The 20477-nt window shown below is 60.9% G+C and carries 17 protein-coding genes; 8 read left to right on the plus strand and 9 right to left on the minus strand.

Annotated elements, in window-relative coordinates:
• The first annotated feature begins 196 nt into the window (after nt 1–196).
• Nucleotides 197–961 carry a hypothetical protein gene (locus tag OZ911_RS16225; protein ID WP_023047720.1) on the plus strand — a complete coding sequence of 255 codons (765 nt, stop codon included), beginning with the start codon at nt 197–199 and terminating at the stop codon, nt 959–961.
• A 4-nt stretch (nt 962–965) separates the two neighbouring features.
• On the opposite strand, the gene OZ911_RS16230 is transcribed toward OZ911_RS16225, so the two are convergent.
• The 3 genes from OZ911_RS16230 to OZ911_RS16240 form a co-directional block, all read right to left on the minus strand.
• A complete protein-coding gene (locus OZ911_RS16230; protein ID WP_016487477.1) occupies nt 966–1547 on the minus strand; it encodes a hypothetical protein in 582 nt (193 codons plus the stop codon).
• A 151-nt stretch (nt 1548–1698) separates the two neighbouring features.
• Entirely contained in the window at nt 1699–2991 is a 1293-nt protein-coding gene (locus OZ911_RS16235; protein ID WP_023047721.1) for a PQQ-dependent sugar dehydrogenase, read from the minus strand.
• Complete coding sequence (locus tag OZ911_RS16240; protein WP_016487479.1) at nt 2988–3416, minus strand: DUF2231 domain-containing protein; 429 nt, start codon at nt 3414–3416, stop codon at nt 2988–2990. Before OZ911_RS16240 ends, OZ911_RS16235 begins: the two co-directional genes overlap by 4 nt.
• 166 nt (nt 3417–3582) lie before the next feature.
• Here OZ911_RS16240 and OZ911_RS16245 point away from each other — a divergent pair, with 166 nt between their 5' ends.
• From OZ911_RS16245 to OZ911_RS16260, 4 genes are all read left to right on the plus strand, one after another.
• The gene (locus tag OZ911_RS16245) at nt 3583–3870 is read left to right on the plus strand and encodes a DUF4189 domain-containing protein (protein ID WP_016487480.1); all 288 of its coding nucleotides are present in this window, start codon (nt 3583–3585) and stop codon (nt 3868–3870) included.
• Nucleotides 3871–4184: 314 nt separating this feature from the next.
• Nucleotides 4185–7175: a T6SS effector BTH_I2691 family protein gene (locus OZ911_RS16250; RefSeq protein WP_268968371.1), complete on the plus strand. Its 2991-nt coding sequence runs from the start codon at nt 4185–4187 to the stop codon at nt 7173–7175.
• Nucleotides 7176–7177: 2 nt separating this feature from the next.
• Nucleotides 7178–8071 carry a DUF6708 domain-containing protein gene (locus OZ911_RS16255; protein WP_031312005.1) on the plus strand — a complete coding sequence of 298 codons (894 nt, stop codon included), beginning with the start codon at nt 7178–7180 and terminating at the stop codon, nt 8069–8071.
• 196 nt (nt 8072–8267) lie between these two features.
• Nucleotides 8268–9146, plus strand: coding sequence for a DUF6708 domain-containing protein (locus OZ911_RS16260; RefSeq protein WP_031312006.1), 879 nt, complete (start codon nt 8268–8270; stop codon nt 9144–9146).
• Here OZ911_RS16260 and OZ911_RS16265 read toward each other — a convergent pair.
• Together OZ911_RS16265 and OZ911_RS16270 are read right to left on the minus strand one after the other, a co-directional pair.
• Complete coding sequence (locus OZ911_RS16265; RefSeq protein WP_023048052.1) at nt 9133–9945, minus strand: class I SAM-dependent methyltransferase; 813 nt, start codon at nt 9943–9945, stop codon at nt 9133–9135. The two genes, OZ911_RS16260 and OZ911_RS16265, sit on opposite strands and share 14 nt — an antisense overlap.
• Nucleotides 9946–10228: 283 nt before the next feature.
• Nucleotides 10229–12415, minus strand: coding sequence for an OsmC domain/YcaO domain-containing protein (locus OZ911_RS16270; RefSeq protein ID WP_023048053.1), 2187 nt, complete (start codon nt 12413–12415; stop codon nt 10229–10231).
• A 343-nt stretch (nt 12416–12758) separates the two neighbouring features.
• Between OZ911_RS16270 and OZ911_RS16275 the strand changes: the two genes are divergently transcribed.
• Genes OZ911_RS16275 through OZ911_RS16285 form a run of 3 tightly spaced genes read left to right on the plus strand, consistent with a single transcriptional unit; the run spans nt 12759 to nt 16825 of the window.
• Nucleotides 12759–13214 (plus strand): (2Fe-2S)-binding protein, encoded by a 456-nt coding sequence (locus tag OZ911_RS16275; protein WP_023048054.1) that lies wholly within the window; start codon nt 12759–12761, stop codon nt 13212–13214.
• A complete protein-coding gene (locus OZ911_RS16280; protein WP_070086985.1) occupies nt 13214–15463 on the plus strand; it encodes a xanthine dehydrogenase family protein molybdopterin-binding subunit in 2250 nt (749 codons plus the stop codon). The genes OZ911_RS16275 and OZ911_RS16280 overlap by 1 nt, the downstream gene beginning before the upstream one ends.
• A gap of 18 nt (nt 15464–15481) precedes the next feature.
• Nucleotides 15482–16825: a c-type cytochrome gene (locus tag OZ911_RS16285; RefSeq protein WP_070086986.1), complete on the plus strand. Its 1344-nt coding sequence runs from the start codon at nt 15482–15484 to the stop codon at nt 16823–16825.
• Between the two features lie 1332 nt (nt 16826–18157).
• On the opposite strand, the gene OZ911_RS16290 is transcribed toward OZ911_RS16285, so the two are convergent.
• The 4 genes from OZ911_RS16290 to OZ911_RS16305 all read right to left on the minus strand — a co-directional run bounded on the left by OZ911_RS16290 (nt 18158) and on the right by OZ911_RS16305 (nt 20332).
• Nucleotides 18158–18946 carry a substrate-binding periplasmic protein gene (locus OZ911_RS16290; protein WP_023048921.1) on the minus strand — a complete coding sequence of 263 codons (789 nt, stop codon included), beginning with the start codon at nt 18944–18946 and terminating at the stop codon, nt 18158–18160.
• Nucleotides 18947–19115: 169 nt separating this feature from the next.
• A complete protein-coding gene (locus OZ911_RS16295) occupies nt 19116–19757 on the minus strand; it encodes a LysE family translocator (RefSeq protein WP_016487492.1) in 642 nt (213 codons plus the stop codon).
• A gap of 51 nt (nt 19758–19808) precedes the next feature.
• A complete protein-coding gene (locus OZ911_RS16300) occupies nt 19809–20006 on the minus strand; it encodes a DUF1289 domain-containing protein (protein WP_016487493.1) in 198 nt (65 codons plus the stop codon).
• Between the two features lie 8 nt (nt 20007–20014).
• Nucleotides 20015–20332 carry a hypothetical protein gene (locus OZ911_RS16305; protein ID WP_016487494.1) on the minus strand — a complete coding sequence of 106 codons (318 nt, stop codon included), beginning with the start codon at nt 20330–20332 and terminating at the stop codon, nt 20015–20017.
• Nucleotides 20333–20477: the final 145 nt, after the last annotated feature.

Below are 20477 nucleotides of genomic sequence, written 5' to 3' on the forward strand. Positions count from 1 at the left end.
TTGAAGCCATGATCGAAAATTCCCTCCATCTATGGAAATCGAAACCCTGCACACACCTTATTCGCCAGGCGCATATGCGAGTTCGTTTTTTGCCCATGAGCTAGGATACTGTGCTGTCGCGAAACCCCAGGGGCCATACGGGCACGGGTCACAGCAGCAAGAAAAAACAAACACCTGATGTGATGGAACACATTCGATGACTGATGAACGCAAAAACCTGATTGATCACGGGCAGTTGCCAACCCGCAACCTCGCCGAATGCCTGGCAGTAAATCAGGCCACCCTGGTCGGCTCATTGGCCAGCCTGCTACCCGACACACTGGTCGAACAGTTGCTCGCCTGTGCTGAAGCAGCAGCGACGCTGGGCCTTTCCAAGAAAATCGCAGCCATTGGCCTTGAGCTGGGGCATTGGTTGGAACAAGCTTCCTCGCCAATCCGCCAGCACGTATTCGAACAATGCAGCTCGCATGTTTCCGATACCGTGCGCAGCTGGGCCGCCTTTGCCCAAGTGCATCTGTCGCGCACGCAGGCGCTGGAGCCAGCGCTACTGGCTCAGTTGCGGTTTGCCCGCGATGAGCATTTTGGCGTGCGCGAGTGGGCCTGGATCGCCCTGCGTCCGCGCCTGGTCCAGGAGTTGGGGACTGCGCTCACCCTGCTCGGCCAGCATGCCGGCGATGCGGACCCGCTGGTAAGGCGCTTCTGCATCGAGGTGCTGCGCCCCCGTGGGGTCTGGTGCGAGCACATCACCGCACTCAAGCAGACGCCTGAAGCGGCCGAGCCAATGCTGGTACCGCGCCTGGCAGAAGCCGACAAGTACGCCCAGGACTCAGTCGCCAACTGGCTCAATGACGCCAGCAAGACCCGCCCGGACTGGGTGATTCAGCTGTTCGTACAGCATCCGCCGTCATGCAAGGCATCACGACGGATCCATTTACGGGCAACCCGTAGCCTGTCTCGGTAAATAGTCAGCGCGACGTTTCGACGCGCAGCACTTCGGTAAAGATCGCATCGACCGTCTGGCCGACCTTGAGATTACTCATGCGCGCCTGTAATTCCGGGTTTTCGACCTTGACCACCTGCAGCTTGCCCTCAGGTGGCAGCAGGCTCACTTCGTGCGTCTTGAGGTCGATCTTCTTGATCTGCGAGGTGACCCGGACCTGGCGGAATGCCTCGCCACCCGGGTTGGGGTTCTGCGCTGTGGCGCGAATGGTGCCGGACTCCTCGGTGGCCTTCGGCGCCCCACCCACATCGGTGTTGAGCACATAGGCCACGGCGCGGGTAACAAAGATATCGACCTTGTCCCCGACCTTGAGGTTAGGCAGGGCCTTGGCCTGATCCGTGAGCTGGAACGTCACATCCGCTTTGTTATCAGGGCCTTTCACCGTGACCTGGCGGTTGGCCTGGTCGATAGCTGTAACCTGCGTGGTGACATGGCTTTCCAGTGCCTCACTGGCAATCGGAATATCGGCAGCGTACGCCGTAAAGCTGGCAGCGGATGCCAGCGTGGCCAAGGCAACAGCACGAGCGAGAGAGCGAATCGGGTTCATAGATCTGCTTCCATGTGATCAAGCAAAAAAGGGCGCGAATTGTTCACGCGCCAACAAGCATAGACGGTGCCCGCCACCCTGCCGGCGCCAGTTACCTCACCGGCTCCTGGGTGAACCCACCCCACGGGGGTGGATCCGGTCACACCGCTGCTCAACGGTTACGCGTCACCCGCCATACCGTATTGGCCAGGTCATCGGCAATGATCAACGCCCCACGCGGGTCCACAGTAACGCCCACCGGCCGCCCACGCGTCTTGCCATCCTCGCCGCGGAAGCCCGTGGCAAAGTCGATGGGCGCCCCTGCCGGCCTGCCATTGCTGAACGGCACGAATATCACCTTGTAGCCCACCGGATCGGGCCGGTTCCAGCTGCCGTGCTCGCCCACGAACACCCCGTCGGCAAACTCCTTGCCCATGGCCGGGATCGAGAAGTCGACACCCAATGCAGCCACATGCGAGCCCAGGCTGTAGTCCGGCTTGATCGCCGCAGCCACCTTGGCCGGGTTTTGCGGCCGCACCCGATCATCTACATTCTGCCCCCAGTAGCTGTAAGGCCAACCATAGAAGCCACCTTCGCGCACCGAAGTGAGGTAGTCCGGTACCAAGTCGGGGCCCAGCTCATCGCGCTCGTTAACCACCGTCCACAACTGCCCGGTCTGCGGCTGAATGGTCAATGCCGTCGGGTTGCGCAAGCCGGTGGCGTAAGGCCGGTGCGCCCCGGTTTCGGCATCGACCTGCCAGACCATCGCCCGATCGATCTCCACCTCCAGGCCGCGCTCGGTGATGTTGCTGTTCGAGCCGATCCCCACATACAGGTAGCGACCATCAGGGCTGATCGTCAGCGCCTTGGTCCAGTGATGGTTGATCTCGGCCGGCAGGTCGGTGACCTTGGATGGCGGGCCGTCTGCCTGGGTCTGGCCATCCTTGTAGTCGAAACGCACCAGCGCATCCTGGTTGGCCACATACAGCTTGCCGTTGGCAAAGGCCAGGCCATACGGTGCGTTGAGGTTTTCCACGAACACGGTCTGCACCTCATAGGTGCCATCGCCGTCGGCATCGCGCAACAGGGTCAGGCGGTTGCCACCTTTGACCTGCGTATTGCCCTTGGCCTTGATCTGGCTGGCGATCACATCCTTGGGCTTGAGCTTGGCCGCGCTGCCGCCCCTGCCCTCGGCCACCAGGATGTCGCCATTGGGCAGCACCAGGCTCTGCCGCGGAATCTTCAGGTCAGTGGCAATGGCTGTGACGTTGAAACCCTCCGGCACGGTCGGTTTCTGCTCGCCCCAGGCCACCGGCTGGGCAATCTTCATGCTCGGCAACAAGCCGCGCTGCGGCTCGGGCAACTTGGGGTCCGGACCATGGGCCTGGGTACGCTCGCCGTCACCACCACAGGCACTCAGCAACACCGCCATGCTCAACAGGCTCAATGCATGCAAAGGCTTCATGCTGCACCTCCCGAACGCAGGTTGCTCAAGCCGGTCCAGGCAGCCACTACCGAGAGCACGGTCACGATCACCGACAACACCAGCCCCGACGGCATCACCGCCCAGGCGTCCTTGGCGTGCTCGAACGCATTGATCAAGCCGAGCACCCAGGTCACCAGCAGCAGCACGAAGTACAGCGTGGCGCGCCCGCCCTTGCGTTCGGCGCGGACCAGGTTTGCCAGCGCGAACAACAGTGCCAGCCCGCAGAACACCAAGGCACCGGCAATCAGCCAGGCGGCGAAGTTGCTCCACTGGATCTGGTAGCTGTTGAAGTAGGCGATATCGCTCAGCAGTGCGCCAAGGAACAACGGCACACTGCCTGCCAGCAGCAGGGCGTGCAGCGGGCTGGGCGTACAGCGGTAGAGGGTTTGGTCAGTAGCGGTCACAGTGCCTCCTTTTCATTCAGTGACCCAGGGGGCTGATGGGCTTGCGCCATCAGGTGAGCGCAAGGTGCGCTTAGCAAAGGAGCCCCTTCGCGACGCGATAGTTCACCGCTTCGCTACAATGAAATATCCTGCAAGGCATTTGCTGCCAAGCGCAGAAGGGGAACACGTGAGCAGACCAAACGCATACTGGGCCCTGACCACCCTGCTCGCCCTCAGCCTGGCGCTCACCGCTGGTTGCTCCAGCAAAGGCAGCAAGGCGCGCTACGCCACGCCTGCAGTAGGCTCCAACTGCTTCGCCAAAGCCGTACCCACGACTGGCGAAGGCGGACTGGCCTGGGGCAATACCCTGAGCATTGCGCGGCAAAAATCCATGAACAATTGCATACGCTATGCCGGCCGCTCGGGGGGCGCACCTCGAACTTGCCAAGTAGTGATGGCCAAGTGCAAGAACTGAAAGTTTAACGACCGCCTAATATGTAAGACAACTCCTACAGAAAAGGTCAAACTTTCCACTTATAAAACCACACTCGCGGAACACAAAAAAATTCAAATAAAATATTACACTTTCAGCCTCGACCAAGAAGCAGAAATCGAGGCATTGTCTGTCGCCTGAGCCTTAACAAGCCGATCGTTTTTTCATCTCCTGAAACAAGGAAGATATTTCCTACAGCATTAGCCTCAGCCAACTCTTCCAGTCGTTATTTGCACTGGAACAGGCCGTTCTACGCGTTTGGTCTGAAAAGACTGCTCTCTGAGCAAGGAACTCGCATGAGCAATTCTTCCGTTAGCAGCGCCACTTCCGGTCCCGCCTGTACTGCACGCATCCCCATCCTGCCAGTGCGCTATGCCATCGTGCCACGCATCGGCGACACGCCCGCCTGCCGCTATGCCAGTGCGGGTTTCAATTTGGAACAAAGCTTCCCCCCGCTGCAACACTCTGCCTACACCCTGCGCGCTTTGCGCCCGGGTTATGTCTACGTGTTCATGAAAGGTCCGAAGGGCGAAAAGCTGGTCATCCATGAGTACGTTGGCGCGGGTCTTTACAAGGAACTGAGTTACAAAGGGCTGGAAAACTACCACCTGCGTGATCGCTATCTCTCCAGCCGGAGCATGGGCTGGGTGTGGGCCGATACCTGCCCCGATACCGCCAGGCAAGTGTGGATCGGCTACAGCCCCCACCTGTGGACCAACGCCGTGACCGCCCGCATCACCGGTTCATCAGCCCTGCGCAAACGGCATATGCGCCAGCTGGACATGGCCGAACTGATCGCCAGCAGCCAGGCGTCATCCACCCAGCCCCATGTGTTGCCGGTCAGTGCCCTGCAAACTTGGGTCGAAGACTTCAAGCCAACCGAACGGCGCATGCCGCTGACCTGGAGCAGCGACCCGATCACCGAAACCTTGCCTATCGGCAACCTGGTCGCCGTGGCGCGTCACTACCCCTGGACCCAACCGAAGGTACCGGTGGTAGTAGCACTCGCCGACGCCGAAGGCATGGCCCTGGACCTGAGCCTGTCGGTCTCGGCCTACCAGCATCAAATGCGCGACCTGATGCCCGCCGAACAACTGGCACACACAAAACCCGCGCAACCTCCCGAGCAGGAACCCGTGCCGGCGTGCTACCGCCTGGATGCCGAGCAACTGAGCGTGCACAGCCGCGATTTTCACCATCGCAACCTGGTGGGCATGCTGCTGAACAAGACGCTGGAAAGCATGTACCCGGCCGATGCGCCTTCACCGGAACTGGCCGCGTTCAGGCTGGGCACGGAGCGGCGTGGCCCTGCGCTGTCTGCGGCCGAGTCACATTTCCAGGCCCTCACCCATGAGGATTACTCCCCCAACGGCGCGCGCCTGGCAAAGCGCATCGATATCGCCAAATACCGGCGTTTCCTTGCCGAACGCGACGAGGTCGAACGGCGTATTGCAGCCCTGCGCAACCTGGCGTTGCAAGCCAGCAATGATCATGACGCCTGGCTGGCCACTGCCGAATCGCAACATATCGACAACCCCCACAGCCTGGCCGCCGCCCTGGCGTGTTACGACCGCGACGAACGCACCTCCGCCCGCGGCCTGGAAATCTCGCTGGCTTTGCTGATTCACCCGATGGGCCAACCGACACCCGGCACCGAAGAGCATGACCGACGCTTCAAACGCCTGGAGCAATGGTTGGACCAGCACGACAGCCCGCTTTACACCGCCTTGGCGCCGTTCAATCCGTTCAAGGACAAGGCGGATTCGACCGGCTCTTTGTTCGGTGCCAGCGACAACGTGATCGAAGGATTGGTGGGTCGCTTCCCGGCCATGGCCGACATCACCGACCTTACCGCCCAGGCGGTCAATACCGTAGTGCTCAAGCGCCTGCGCGGGCAAACCCGCTGGGATGCCAGTCATGGCCTGCGTCAGCAGGTGCTGTTGGCGGCGCGGGAGGCGAATGCCGAGAAGGCGTTGGGGCTGTTGGCAGCGCGCTATCGAATCACCGAACAGGCCATCACGGAAAATCCATTCAGCCAGGAGGCACAGAAGTATTTGAAGAGCGGCATGGCGCAGGTTGAGGAAATGAAACAACTGCGCATCTCGGGTAGCCGGACAATATCGATAGAACTGACCACCACTGCGCGAGTGAAGCCCAACTTTCTCGGGTTGCTCACCTCGGGCGGTGGGGGTGGTTTGAACGCGGGGATGCTGTGGTTCAACATCTTATCGCTGAAGACGGCCTATAACAGCCTGCAAAAGAACGATGCACCGGAATACACCTTGGGCTTTGCTTCATCGATTTTTGGGGTGATCGGTGCAGCGGCGGCGACGATGGTCAGCGTGCGGGCAACGCAGAAGGCCGTGATGTTGAGATTGAGTCCGACCGCACCAGGCATGGCCTTTGGAAATGGAATCATCAAGTTCTTAAGCAGTAACTTGTTCGCGCGTTTGGCCGGATACCCTGCAATAGCATTCAGCCTATTTTCAGACATATCAAAGGGAATGCGTCAGCTGAAAAGTGGTGGTTCAACTGCAGGCGGATACACCTTGGCCGGAGGGGTAACTATGGCCATCGGCTCTGCTGTCGCCCTTGAAGCAGGGCTTGCCGTTGCGGGCGCGACAACATTAGTACCCTTTGCCGGATGGGCTGCGGCTGCCCTTGTCCTCGTAGGCGTAGCCATCATTGCAGGAGGTTTGTACCTGCACGCCAAGGCACATGAGCACCTTCACAGCCCAATTGAGCTGTGGGCAGCACGCACCGTCTTCGGTAATCGCATCAATGATGGGGAGGGGCGCCCTGGCATCACCTTGGATTTTGAAAATAAACTTCCTGCCTTCGCCTCGCTACAAACTGAAATCAAAGCTTGGCACAACGAGCATTACGGACCAAAACTACTAATGGCCGAACAGGCCCTGTCACTGGGCATAACTAAAGTTGACACTAAATGGCATCGGAATGATCAGTGGTCTCCGCCCAACTGGACTGCTATCACCCATAACGAAGTAGCCACACCTCAACCCACCGTTGAATTCACAGTGCTACTGCCTGGTTTCAGGCTAGGCGTAAGCGAATGGTCAGGGAGCTTGAGCGCCCTGCGAGATAACCAAGGAATGGACGTTTTCCCAATCGCCCCAACCGGCCACCTCGTAGGTGCAGGTTTGGTTCTGCATTTCGAGAACACGCTAACCAACCAAAATCATGTCTTACTGCATCTCGCTTACAGCGCCAATCAAGGGTTGGACGAAGACAATGAGAGCCTCGCAACTTTTCGTCTGGAACGCTGACCATGGCAACCATCTGGATATTCAATTCAACGTCAAATTCTGGGCACAAACCTGCAATTGGAGGGCAACTGGCAAGCGTATCCGAGAACACTTTATGCCTGCGAAATCCATGGGTAACGGACTCTGTTTTTATGGGAAAAATTTATTGCGCAATGATTATCGCATCATTAATAGTTTTCTACCCCTACCTACTATCCAGCGAAGCCTGGAACCCATACACCTTTAGCTATACTTTCATTACCCTCACAGTGCTTGGACCTTTCATTTTCCTACCCTTCTTAGCTTATCGAATATATTTCATAAAGCGCTTATCAAGCTTATGTTTCAACCGATCAACTCAGAAGATTTACTATCAGCGGTTGAGTAAGCTATTCGTCTTTGAATGGGCCAACACCGGCGGAGGCATTTTCAAACGCACCGAATACGGCGGATCATCATTCAGCACGAGCTATGCCCTCGCCTTCGCCCCTCGCCGAGCGGATGGCAGCCTCCACCAAAAAGACTGCCTGTGGGTCGACAGCAACGCCCCCTCCGAACCTGGTGTCAAACACGTCGCTGAAGTCTGGGAATACCTTCGCCATTTCATGGATCACGGCCCGGACAATCTCCCCCCGCCCGGCGAACCCAACTGGTGGCACAAACCGCTGCACGCCATCTGCCTGACCCCGGCAGAAGCCTGGCAACACTATGCGCCCTGGCGAACCGGCGAGCCCGGTGAAATGCAGGGCAAAAAGAACTGGCAACTGCCGTTCTGGGCGGTGCTGTTCCCCTACAACCTCACCGTCGCCATCTGCTGGTACGGCATCTGTCGCCTATTCAATGTTCGCGTCGCGTCACCACCGCCTGAAGCGTTTGAGGAGCGCCCGGCACATTCGGCCAAAGGGAAGCGCGCATGACTGACGCCTCCATCAGCAGTGCCACCTCCGGCCATGCCTGCAGCGCACGCATCTCTGTAGGTGCTGGCTGAGTTCTGCATTTCGAGAACACGCTAGCCAACCAAAATCATGTCTCACTGCATCTCGCTTGCAGCGCCAATCAAGGGTTGGACGAAGACAATGAGAGCCTCGCAACTTTTCGTCTGGAACGCTGACCATGGCAACCATCTGGATGTTCAATTCAAAGACAGGTTCAGGACACAAGCCCGCTATCACTGGGCAGCTATTAAGCTCATCCGACAATTTTTTATGTTTGAGAAATCCATGGGTAACAGACTCGGCATTCATGGGGAAACTGTACTGTGCAATAATAATCATCTCAATGATCGGCTTCTACCCTTATCTATTTGACGGGGAGTTCATGAAGTACTTTAAATCCCACCCACTTTTAATGACCAGCTTCGCACTCACGCCCTTCACATTCCTCCCGTTCCTAGTTTATCGAATATACTTCATAAAGCGCTTATCGAGCATATGTTTCAACCGATCAACTCAGAAGATTTACTATCAACGCTTGAGCAAGATATTCGTCTTTGAGTGGAGTAACACTGGCGGAGGCGTTTTCAAACGCACCGAGTACGGTGGTTCATCCTTCAGCACCAGCTACGCCCTCGCCTTCGCCCCTCGCCGAGCGGATGGCAGCCTCCACCAAGAAGACTGCCTCTGGGTCGACAGCAACGAACCCACCGAGCCCGGGGTCAGACACGTCGCCGAAGTGTGGGAGTACCTCCGCCATTTCATGAACCACGGTCCGGACAAGCTTCCGCCTCCCGGCGAGCCCAATTGGTGGCACAAGCCACTCTACGCCATCTGCCTGACCCCGGCTGAAGCCTGGCGCCACTATGCCCCCTGGCGTACCGGCGAGCCCGGTGAAATGCAGGGCAAGAAAAACTGGCAACTGCCGTTCTGGGCTGTGTTGTTCCCCTACAACCTAACGGTCGCGATCGCTTGGTACTTCGTCTGCAAGCTTTTCAATGTCCGTGCAGCCCCCCCACCCGCGGAGGCATTGGAAGGAGCGCCTGCTAGCCCCGAATGACCACCACCTCAATGTATTCACTCGGCACCACCAACGATGAAGGTCCAGCGACGTTGTTCTCCTCCAGCAATTGGGTCAGATCCCGCTCCAGCGCACTGGCCGCCTCTGGCTCCAATGAGGCAAACGCCTTGTGTACCGGCCCATACCAGGTGCGGAACACCTCGATGAAATGCGCCGCCGAGCGATAGCGGAAGTTGAACTGCTGACGACTGACTTTCAGTTCGCCGAGCGCCCCTTCGAACATCACGCGCAACTGCTCCTCATCGCCCCATCGCGAAGGCGGCAAGGCAGCGGGGGGTGGCGGCACATGCCGGCTTAGCATTTTGAACATCAGCCCGACAAAGCCTTGCGGGGTCCAGTTGGCCAGGCCGATGCGGCCACCGGGCCGGCACACCCGGACCAGCTCGCGTGCGGCCTGCGCCTGATCAGGGGCGAACATCACGCCGAAGGTGGAAAGCACGGCATCGAAGGTACCGTCGGCAAACGGCAACGCTTCGGCATCGGCCGCCTGGAACAACACATTCAAGTGCTCGGCCCGCGCCCGCTCTTCGCCTCGCTTGAGCAATTCGGGCACATAGTCGGTGGAGGTGACGCGACAGCCGCGGCGGGCAGCGGCCAAGGTGGCGTTGCCGTTGCCGGCAGCAACGTCCAGCACCTGCTCGTCCCAGCGCAAGTCGCAGGCCTCGGCCAGGCGTTCGCCAACCAGTTGCAGGGTGGTGCCGATTACCGCGTAGTCACCGCTGGCCCAGGCGGCCTGCTGACGGGCTTTAAGGGCGTTGGTGTCCAAAGGGGTGCTCATGGTCTGCGCCTTCTTGTTGTGCGCGGCCGAGGTCCTTCTGGCGGTTAACGCGCCATATATTGGGGGAAGAAAAAATTACGCGCCTTTCAAGCGAAGCGGAAAGACGCTTTGGGGATAGCGCCAGGTTCAAAGTGCTATATGAGAGCTGCTGACCCAATCGCCGGCTAGCCAGCCCCATCAAGTTCAGCACAACGCTCAAGAACGGTGCAGTACCTGTGGGAGCTGGCTTGCCGGCGATGACGGCGGTACAGCCAGCACAAAATAACGAGTGGGACCGCCGCTCTCAGGCGAATTTGGCTCGGGCCGCATGCAGCTTCTTGTAGCTGTCGATCAGGCGCAGGTGGCGGTCGAGGCCTTCGAGCTTCATGCTGGTCGGAGTCAGGCCATGGAAACGCACGCTGCCGTTCACCGAACCCAGCACCGCGTCCATGCGTGCATTCCCGAACATGCGGCGGAAGTTGGCTTCATAGTCATCCAGCTGCAGTTCGTCATCCAGCTGCACTTCCAGCACCACGTTCAGCGCCTGGTAGAACAGGCCGCGTTCGACGGTGTTGTCGTTGAACTGCAGGAACGCCTCGACCAGCTCCTTGGCATCCTCGAAACGCTGCACCGCCAGGCAGATCAGCAGTTTCAGCTCGAGAATGGTCAACTGACCCCACGCGGTGTTCTCGTCGAACTCCACACCAATCAGCGTGGTGATGGTGGTGTAGTCATCCACATCGCAGTTGTCCAGGCGCTTGAGCAACAACTTCAGGGAGCGACTGTCGAGGCTGTGCAGGTTGAGGATGTCGGCACGGAACGACAAGGCGCGGTTGGTGTTGTCCCAGATAAGGTCCTCGACCGGGTAGATTTCCGAGTAGCCCGGCACAAGGATGCGGCAAGCCGTGGCACCGAGGTTGTCGTACACCGCCATGTACACCTCCTTGCCCAGCGCTTCGAGGATACCGAACAGGGTAGCGGCTTCCTGCTGGTTGGAATCCTCGCCGTGGCCGGAGAAGTCCCACTCCACAAATTCGAAGTCGGCCTTGGCGCTGAAGAAGCGCCACGACACCACGCCGCTGGAGTCGATGAAGTGCTCGACAAAGTTGTTCGGCTCGGTCAGCGCATGGCTTTCGAAGGTCGGCTGCGGCAGGTCGTTGAGGCCTTCGAAGCTGCGCCCCTGCAGCAATTCGGTGAGGCTGCGCTCCAGCGCCACCTCCAGGCTCGGGTGAGCGCCGAACGAGGCAAATACGCCGCCGGTGCGAGGGTTCATCAGCGTCACGCACATGACCGGGAACTCGCCCCCCAGCGAAGCATCCTTGACCAGCACCGGGAAGCCCTGCTCTTCAAGGCCCTGGATGCCGGCGACGATCGCCGGGTACTTGGCCAGCACGTCCTGCGGCACATCCGGCAGGCACAGCTCACCTTCGAGGATTTCGCGCTTCACCGCACGCTCGAAGATTTCCGACAGGCACTGTACCTGCGCCTCGGCAAGGGTATTGCCGGCGCTCATGCCATTGCTGAGGAACAGGTTCTCGATCAGGTTGGACGGGAAGTACACCACCTGCTGGTCGGACTGGCGCACGAACGGCAGCGAGCAGATGCCCCGGGCGGTGTTACCCGAGTTGGTGTCATACAGGTGCGAACCACGCAGCTCACCGTCCGGGTTGTAGATTTCCAGGCAATGCTCGTCGAGGATCTCGGCCGGCAGCGCGTCGCGCGGGCCAGGCTTGAACCACTGCTCGTTCGGGTAATGCACGAACGGCGCGTTGGCCAGCTCTTCGCCCCAGAACTGGTCGTTGTAGAAGAAGTTGCAGTTCAGGCGCTCGATGAATTCGCCCAGCGCCGAGGCCAGCGCCGCCTCCTTGGTGGCGCCCTTGCCGTTGGTGAAGCACATCGGCGACTGCGCATCGCGCACGTGCAGCGACCACACATTGGGCACAATGTTACGCCACGAAGCGATCTCGATCTTCATCCCCAGCCCCGCGAGGATGCCCGACATGTTGGCGATGGTCTGCTCCAGCGGCAGGTCCTTGCCGGGGATGTAGGTGCTGGTGTCTGCCACCGGCATCAACAGGCCCTGGGCATCGGCATCAAGGTTGTCGACCACTTCGATCACGAACTCAGGGCCAGTCTGCACAACCTTCTTGACCGTGCAGCGGTCGATGGAGCGCAGGATGCCTTGGCGGTCCTTGTCGGAAATGTCCTCGGGCAGCTCGACCTGGATCTTGAAGATCTGGTTGTAGCGGTTTTCCGGATCGACGATGTTGTTCTGCGACAGGCGAATGTTTTCGGTTGGGATGTCGCGGGCCTGGCAGTACAGCTTGACGAAGTAAGCCGCGCACAAGGCCGAAGACGCCAGGAAATAGTCGAACGGGCCTGGGGCCGAACCATCGCCTTTGTAGCGGATCGGTTGGTCGGCGATCACCGTGAAGTCATCGAACTTGGCTTCGAGACGGAGATTGTCGAGAAAATTGACCTTGATTTCCATGCGGGATTACCGTGATTTAAGCGTGTAAAACGAAATTGGCCGGCATTATCCGGGTTTTTACGCCAGAAGTCCTGTTTGCCTGCCTGGCCCCTCGCCGGCAAGCCAGCGCCCACAGGGACTGCATATCTTTCAACTCTTACGCCGACCTGTGGGCGCTGGCTTGCCGGCGATGGCGCCAGTACAGGCTTGCGTATTCCGCCGGATTGCTTGCCTGATCCTCTGAACCTGGCCCAACCACCAGACCAGCGGTCACACCGCTGTGCTAGCTTTTCTGCACTGGGGAACAACGTATTCCCCGCATAGAAAAACATGGCAACAGCAACCGATGACTGGCAGGTGAACCATGGAACTACGCATTAACCAGCAGACCTACCAGGTCGAGGCGGACGCCGACACGCCCTTGCTGTGGGTGATCCGCGATGATCTGGGGCTGACCGGCACCAAGTATGGCTGCGGCCTGGCCCAGTGCGGCGCCTGTTCGGTACTGGTGGACGGCAACGTAGTACGCGCTTGCGTCACCCCGGTGGCCGGTGTGGTGGGGCGCGAGGTCACCACCATAGAGGCCATCGAAGCCGATGCCGTTGGCAAACGGGTGGTTGCGGCCTGGGTCGAGCACCAGGTGGCACAGTGCGGCTATTGTCAGTCCGGCCAGGTAATGGCCGCCACGGCGTTGTTAAAGCACACCCCCAAGCCAAGCGACGCGCAAATCGACGCGGCCATGATCAACCTGTGCCGCTGCGGCACCTACAACGCCATTCACGCTGCCGTGCATGACCTGGCGCAAGGGGAGCAGGCCTGATGAATACGCCCGTAGAGACCCCTGGCGAACTGCTCAGGCTGCAACTGGGCGAGACAGTCAATTTGTCGCGCCGGCGCTTTCTTGCCGGCACGGCTGTCGGTGCCCTGGTGCTGGGTTTCGGCCTGCCAATGGGGTCGGGCCGTGTGCAGGCAGCGGTTGCAGCCACCCCGGAACGCGGTACCCAGGTGCCCGCTTTTCTGGAGATTCGCCCAGACGGCACGGTACGCCTGCTCAGCCCCTTTATGGAAGGCGGGCAAGGCCCCTTCACCGCCATGGCGCAAATTGTGGGTGAAGAGCTGGATGTCGACCCCGTCAATTTCGTGGTCGATAGCGCACCACCGGGCGAAGCTTACGTGGTGATGGAAAACGGCATGCGCATCACCGGTGGCAGCATGTCGGTGCGCATGAGCTACCCGACCATGCGCCGCCTGGGTGCCCTTGCCCGGGCCATGCTGCTGCAGGCCGGCGCTGAACAACTGGGCGTGTCGGTCGACGAACTCTCGACCACGCCAGGAAACGTGGTACATACCACGACGGGGCGTTCGATACCCTACGGTGACCTCGCCGGGCGCGCCATGGACCTGCCGGTACCCGACCCGGCCAGCGTCAAGCTGCGTGACCCCAGCCAGTTCCGCTGGATCGGCAAGCCTGTTCGCCGCCTGGATGCCTACGACAAGTCCACCGGCAAGGCACAGTACTGCATCGACATAAAGGTCGACGGCATGCTGCACGCCGCCGTGCAACACGCACCACGTCTGGGCATGACCGTGGGCAGCGTGCGCAACGAAGATCAGGTCAAGGCCATGAAAGGCGTGCACTCCGTGCACCAACTGCCGGGCGCAGTGGCCGTGGTTGCCGAGCGTTGGTGGCACGCAAAGCGTGCGGTAGAGGCGATTCAGGTGGACTGGAAAGAGCCGGCCGCCGACAGCAACGTGCGACCGATGCCGGCCGACTTCTCCAGCGACGCATGGCGGGAACACCTCGCCAACGTCAAGGGCCCGGCGCGGGACGAAGAAAACGAAGGCGATATCGCTGGCGCCCTGAGCAATGCCAAGACCAAGGTCGAGGCCAGCTACCACAACCAGTACCTGAACCATGCCCAGCTCGAGCCACCGTCCGCCCTCGCCCGCTTCAACCCGGACGGCAGCCTGGACGTCTGGCTGCCCAACCAGGCCCCGGACATGTTCCGTGATGACATTGCCAAGCGTACCGGCCTGGAACCTGCGCAAATCAACCTGCACTCGCCGCTGCTGGGCGGTTTCTTTGGCCGCCACTTCCTGTACGACTCGGCCAACCCCTACCCGCAGGCCATTGCCTTGGCCAAAGCGGTTGGCCGGCCGGTAAAACTCATCTGGAGCCGCGAAGAGGAATTCCTGCGTGATGTGCTGCGCCCGGTTGCAGTGGTGAAATTCCGCGCCGGGCTGGATGCCGATGGCATGCCAGTGGCCTTCGAAGCGGTCAGCGCCACCGAAGGCCCAACCGAGGCTCTTGCTGGCAAGCAAGGGGAAAAGATCGACCCGACCGCGGTTGAGGGGCTATCAGGCAAGTCGTACGCCATCGCCAACAAGCGCATTGCCCAGATCTACGTCAAAGGCCCGGCCATGCTCGGCTACTGGCGCTCGGTGGGTAACTCGTTGAACGACTTCTTCTATGAATCCTTCCTCGATGAACTGGCAGACAAAGGCGGCAAGGACCCGTTCGAACTGCGCCTGCACCTGCTGCGCGACAATCCGCGCCTGACCACCCTGCTGAACGCGGTCGCCGAGCTGTCCGGTGGCTGGAAACGTGGGCCCTTCACTGCCGAGGATGGCAGCAAACGGGCACGCGGCGTGGCAATGGCCTCACCCTTTGGCTCGGAAGCGGCAGTCATTGCCGAGGTGTCGATCGAGAACGGCCAGGTCAAGGTGCACGACATCTGGCAGGCCATCGACCCGGGTAGCATCGTCAACCCGGCGATCATCGAACACCAGGTCAACGGCGCAGTTGCCCTTGGCCTGTCGCAGACGCTGGTGGAAGAAGCGGTCTATGTGGATGGCAAGCCGCGCGCACGCAACTACGACCTGTACCCGATCCTGCCGCCCTCACGGATGGCACGTGTGCATGTACGCATTGTCGAAAGCGGGGCGAAGATGGGCGGTATCGGCGAGCCACCGCTACCCGCTGTAGCCCCGGCTGTGGCCAACGCGGTCGCGCAGCTTACCGGCCAGCGCGTGCGTAGCCTGCCACTGAGCCGCCATACCTTCAGCTGACTGCACAAGGGAAGCCCGATGACCCATCGTTTCGCAAGAACCGCTGGCTGGCTGGCGCTGCCGTGCCTTGTCGCGGCAGGCCTGCTGGCCTGGTATGTGACCCGCGAGCCGGCCTCGCCGTTTGCCGACGCACAGGCCACTGCCGCTGACCCGGCCCTGATCAGCCGCGGCGAGTACGTCGCCCGCCTCGGCGACTGCGTGGCCTGCCACAGCCTGCCGGACGGCAAGCCGTTCGCGGGTGGACTGGAAATGGCCACCCCGCTGGGGGCCATCCACGCCACCAACATCACCCCCGACCGCGACAGCGGTATCGGCAGCTACAGCCTGGCCGATTTCGACCGTGCCGTACGCCAGGGTGTCGCCCCTGGTGGCAGGCGGCTGTACCCGGCCATGCCCTACCCGTCCTACGCCAAACTCAGCGATGATGATGTCAGGGCGTTGTATGCGTTTTTCATGCACAACGTGCAACCCGCCCGGCAGGCCAATCTGCCCAGCGACATTCCCTGGCCGCTGAACCTGCGCTGGCCCATTGCCTTATGGAATGGCCTGTTCGCCGCCACCTCGCCATACGCCGACAAGCCCGGCCAGGATGCGCAGTGGAACCGGGGGGCCTACATCGTCCAGGGCCCAGGTCACTGCGGCAGCTGCCACACCCCACGCGGCCTGGCGTTCAACGAAAAGGCCCTGGATGAAGGCGGCAAACCCTTCCTGGCCGGCGCCCTGCTCGACGGCTGGTACGCACCGAGCCTGCGCGCCGACCCTAACACCGGGCTGGGGCGCTGGAGCGAGGCAGAAATCGCGCAGTTCCTGAAAACCGGGCGCAACCGGCATGCCGTGGTGTTCGGCTCGATGACTGAGGCGTTCAACAACTCCACGCAATTCATGCATGACGATGACCTGGCCGCCATTGCCCATTACCTGAAATCACTGCCCGGCGATCCACAGCGTGACGGCGCGCCATGGCAGTACCGGGTCGAATCGGCAGCGGCACGGCTCGACAGCCCGGGGGCGCACACCTATGTGACCCGCTGCGCGTCTTGCCACGGCCTGGACGGCAAAGGCCAAGCCGAGTGGATGCCGCCATTGGCAGGGGCCACCTCGGCACTGGCCAGGGAGAACGCCTCAGCGATCAATATCACCCTCAATGGTTCGCAGCGGGTGGTGGCTGCCGGGGTGCCGGATGCCTATCGCATGCCAGCTTTCCGCCAGCAGTTGAGTGACCAGGAGATTGCCGAAGTGCTGAGTTTTGTGCGTACGGCCTGGGGCAACCAGGGTGGTGCGGTGGATGCGCAGGCGGTAGGCAAGTTGCGTGGTCATACCGACCCGGCCAGCAGCAGCCCGATCATCTTGCATATGCGCTGAATTGACGTGGTTCTTGCACCGGCCTCTTCGCGAGCGCGCCCGCTCCCATCGGACAAACTCTGATTTGATTTAGCGGTGACTTTGTGGGAGTGGGCTTGCCCCGCGAAACCCGGCGCAGCCGGGCCATGCATCGTGTCGCCTGCTTCCCGGGGCAAGCCCGCTCCCACAATGGCACTTGTCCCCTACGCGACAGCGCAGCCCAACTGATTTACTGATTTAGCAATGACTTTGTGGGAGCGGGCTTGTCCCGCGAACCCCGGCGCAGCCGGGGCCATGCATCGCGTCGCCTGCTTCGCGGGGCAAGCCCGCTCCCACAATGGCACTTGCTCCCTGCGCGACAGCGCAACCTAACTGATTTGCTGATTTAGCGGTGACTTTGTGGGAGCGGGTTTGTCCCGCGAACCCCGGCGCAGCCGGGGCCATCCATCGCGTCGCCTGCTTCGCGGGGCAAGCCCGCTCCCACAATGGCACTTGCTCCCTGCGCGACAGCGCAACCTAACTGATTTGCTGATTTAGCGGTGACTTTGTGGGAGCGGGTTTGTCCCGCGAACCCCGGCGCAGCCGGGGCCATCCATCGCGTCGCCTGCTTCGCGGGGCAAGCCCGCTCCCACAATGGCACTTGCTCCCTGCGCGACAGCGCAGCCCAACTGATTTACTGATTTAGCAGTGACTTTGTGGGAGCGGGCTTGTCCCGCGAACCCCGGCGCAGCCGGGGCCATCCATCGCGTCGCCTGCTTCGCGGGGCAAGCCCGCTCCCACAATGGCACTTGTTCCCTGCGCGACAGCGCAGCCCAACTGATTTACTGATTTAGCAATGACTTTGTGGGAGCGGGCTTGCCTCGCGAACCCCGGCGCAGCCGGGGCCATCCATCGCGTCGCCTGCTTCGCGGGGCAAGCCCGCTCCCACAATGGCACTTGCTCCCTGCGCGACAGCGCAGCCCAACTGATTTACTGATTTAGCGGTGACTTTGTGGGAGTGGGCTTGCCTCGCGAAACCCGGCGCAGCCGGGCCATGCATCGTGTCGCCTGCTTCGCGGGGCAAGCCCGCTCCCACAATGGCACTTGCCCCCTGCGCGACAGCGCAGCCCAACTGATTTGCTGATTTAGCGGTGACTTTGTGGGAGCGGGCTTGTCCCGCGAACCCCGGCGCAGCCGGGGCCATCCATCGCGTCGCCTGCTTCGCGGGGCAAGCCCGCTCCCACAATGGCACTTGTTCTCTACGCGACAGCGCAACCTAACTGATTTGCTGATTTAGCGGTGACTTTGTGGGAGCAACTGCCTTGCTCAATTTCTAGAATCTAGCGCGGTCCCTGCAGGTACGTGCCAGGGCTGTTACTGCCACCGCTCCAGGTTCTGCTTCAGCAGTTGCTCAGGCAGCGCCCCGCCAACGACCTTCGCCATCTCCCGCGCCAGCGCCTCACGCAGCTGTGGCTTGTTGCAGGGCGATTCATGTGACATAGCCAGGTACAACCCTTCACTGGATACAGGCGGCTGCAACACCTGCACGGTATCAGTGATACCCAACGTGCGGGCCAGCGCCATCCCGGGGTACTGCTCGTACACCACGTAGTCACTGCGCTTGTGCATCAGCTTCTCGAACGCCTGCCGGGCGCCGGGCACCGCTTCCAGGGTGAGGTTTGCCTGGGCATATTCATCGAACTGCTGGCCATGGCTGTTGTTGACCAGGGTCCCGCCTTTGCGGCCCTTGAGGTCTGCCCATTGATGGTAGGCAAAGGCATTGTCCTGGCGTACCCAGACTACGCTCGGGGTGTGCAGGAATGGCGGGGCGACAAAGTCCATCTGTTGCTGCCGGGCGTGGGTGATGAAATACCCGGCCAGCAGGTCGATCCGGCCTGTGCGGACTTCTTCTTGGGCACGCGACCAAGGCCCACCGTACACCACCTCGATTTCCAGCCCCAGCTGCTTGCCCAGGTATTTGAGCAGGTCGGCGTTGGCACCGATCAGTTGCCGAGGGTTCTGCGGATCGCGCCATAGGTAAGGTGGATACTCAGGGTTACCGGTAGCGGTCAGCCGTCGGCAGGGCTCTTGCGCTGCGCCCGGAAAAGCCAGCAACAGGCAAGGCAACAACAGCAAGGCTTGACGCAAGCAACGCTCGATCATCTACAACCCTCGGCACATGGAACCTCTGGCGACCCGGCGAAGCGGCCAAAGGCCGCCACGCCCTGTGCTCGAACGCAGCATTGGTCTGCGCGTGCTCAAACAGTCTGGACCAGGAACGCTTGGAGCCGCGGCCTTTTATCGCTCAGCAACGAACCGGCCGAGCAACGCCTCAGGCGCCCTGCCGACGCATTGCCAGAATCGCCGCGCCAAAGCCGATAAAGGTGGTACCCACCACGCGGCTCACCCAGCGTGACATCGACGGCCGGGTCAGTACGCCCTTGGCCCGCGCGGCCAGTGCGGCATACAAGCTCAGAGATGCAAGCGACAAGCTCACGAAAATCCCGGTCAGGGTCAGAAACTGCGGCAACAACGCCGCCCCTTGGTCGATGAACTGCGGGAACAGCGCGGTGAAAAACATGGTCGCCTTGGGGTTGGTCACTGCTGTGAGGAAAGCCGATTTGTACAACTTCAGCGGTGTGGGCCGTACCTTGACAGCCCCCTCAGCAGCGCCCTGCTCCAGCATCGGGTTCTTTTTCAGCAACTGCCGCGCACCGAGGTAGAACAGGTAACCTGCCCCCAGGATCTTCACAGCGTTGAACAGTACTTCGGAGCTGGCCAGCAAGGCGCCCAGCCCAAGCATGGCCGCAGCCGACAGGCAGAACAGGCCCGAGCCATTGCCCAGCGACGACCAGATCGCACTGCGCTGGCCGTGGGCAAGGCTGTTGTTGATGGCCATCAGGGTGGCAGGACCGGGGCTGGCAATCGCGATGGCGGCGACCAGGGTAAACGCAAACAGCGAGTGAGCATCCATTTTCAGGCTCTTCAAGCAGATCAGGGTAGGCCGTGCGCAGGGCACGCAGGTTCAGTCATTCTGCCGCTTGGCTGCCTTCTTGGCGATAGCTTTCATCCGCGTCGCCGCGCGCTGCACCGTGGCCATCTTTTCCGGGCGTTTCATGCCCCGCCATTTGCGAATTTCGTCGCGGGTGCGACCACAGCTCACGCACAGCTCGCTGTTGAGCTGGCATAACGAGACGCAGGGGTTATCGATGTCTTTGGCCATGCCACCACTCAGCCGGCCATGTCTGCCCGTGCTCGTTCGACGGCACTGTCAAACACCTCGCGCAGCTCTTGAGCCTTGGCCTTGCTGACCGACCTGGCATCCAGCAGTTCATCGATCACCCGAATGCACTGGCCCTTGGCGGTGTCCAGTTGCTCGGCGTCGGAGGCGTCAGCGATATCACCCAGATAAGGAGCGATGAGGTACACGTAACGGTCCTGCAGCTTGAGCGCTGCCAGCGCGTCGAGGGCTTTCTGGAACCGGTCGGCGGCGGCAGGGCTCATGCTCAATTTATCGAAATGAATCAGGCTCACACGGTCAGTGGCCATTGACGAATCTCCGTTTCCTGGTGCGGCCTGGCCCACGGGCAGCAGCGCTTCTACGGTGCTCGGATGTGCAGGCCAGGGTAATGCCAACAGGGTACCAGAACGCGGGGCAGAAAGGGCCATCGCCCCCAGAACTAAAAGTATTTGG

Origin of the sequence: Pseudomonas fortuita, from assembly GCF_026898135.2 — a bacterium.
In the GTDB taxonomy this organism is placed as follows: domain Bacteria; phylum Pseudomonadota; class Gammaproteobacteria; order Pseudomonadales; family Pseudomonadaceae; genus Aquipseudomonas; species Aquipseudomonas fortuita.

Coding starts and splice junctions, on each gene's coding strand:
- OZ911_RS16300 (WP_016487493.1), bottom strand. CDS start 20,006: ATGGCCAAAGACATCGATAACCCCTGCGTCTCGTTATGCCAGCTCAAC.
- OZ911_RS16275 (WP_023048054.1), top strand. CDS start 12,759: ATGGAACTACGCATTAACCAGCAGACCTACCAGGTCGAGGCGGACGCC.
- OZ911_RS16230 (WP_016487477.1), bottom strand. CDS start 1,547: ATGAACCCGATTCGCTCTCTCGCTCGTGCTGTTGCCTTGGCCACGCTG.
- OZ911_RS16235 (WP_023047721.1), bottom strand. CDS start 2,991: ATGAAGCCTTTGCATGCATTGAGCCTGTTGAGCATGGCGGTGTTGCTG.
- OZ911_RS16255 (WP_031312005.1), top strand. CDS start 7,178: ATGGCAACCATCTGGATATTCAATTCAACGTCAAATTCTGGGCACAAA.
- OZ911_RS16290 (WP_023048921.1), bottom strand. CDS start 18,946: ATGATCGAGCGTTGCTTGCGTCAAGCCTTGCTGTTGTTGCCTTGCCTG.
- OZ911_RS16265 (WP_023048052.1), bottom strand. CDS start 9,945: ATGAGCACCCCTTTGGACACCAACGCCCTTAAAGCCCGTCAGCAGGCC.
- OZ911_RS16250 (WP_268968371.1), top strand. CDS start 4,185: ATGAGCAATTCTTCCGTTAGCAGCGCCACTTCCGGTCCCGCCTGTACT.
- OZ911_RS16225 (WP_023047720.1), top strand. CDS start 197: ATGACTGATGAACGCAAAAACCTGATTGATCACGGGCAGTTGCCAACC.
- OZ911_RS16295 (WP_016487492.1), bottom strand. CDS start 19,757: ATGGATGCTCACTCGCTGTTTGCGTTTACCCTGGTCGCCGCCATCGCG.
- OZ911_RS16260 (WP_031312006.1), top strand. CDS start 8,268: ATGGCAACCATCTGGATGTTCAATTCAAAGACAGGTTCAGGACACAAG.
- OZ911_RS16280 (WP_070086985.1), top strand. CDS start 13,214: ATGAATACGCCCGTAGAGACCCCTGGCGAACTGCTCAGGCTGCAACTG.
- OZ911_RS16270 (WP_023048053.1), bottom strand. CDS start 12,415: ATGGAAATCAAGGTCAATTTTCTCGACAATCTCCGTCTCGAAGCCAAG.
- OZ911_RS16305 (WP_016487494.1), bottom strand. CDS start 20,332: ATGGCCACTGACCGTGTGAGCCTGATTCATTTCGATAAATTGAGCATG.
- OZ911_RS16285 (WP_070086986.1), top strand. CDS start 15,482: ATGACCCATCGTTTCGCAAGAACCGCTGGCTGGCTGGCGCTGCCGTGC.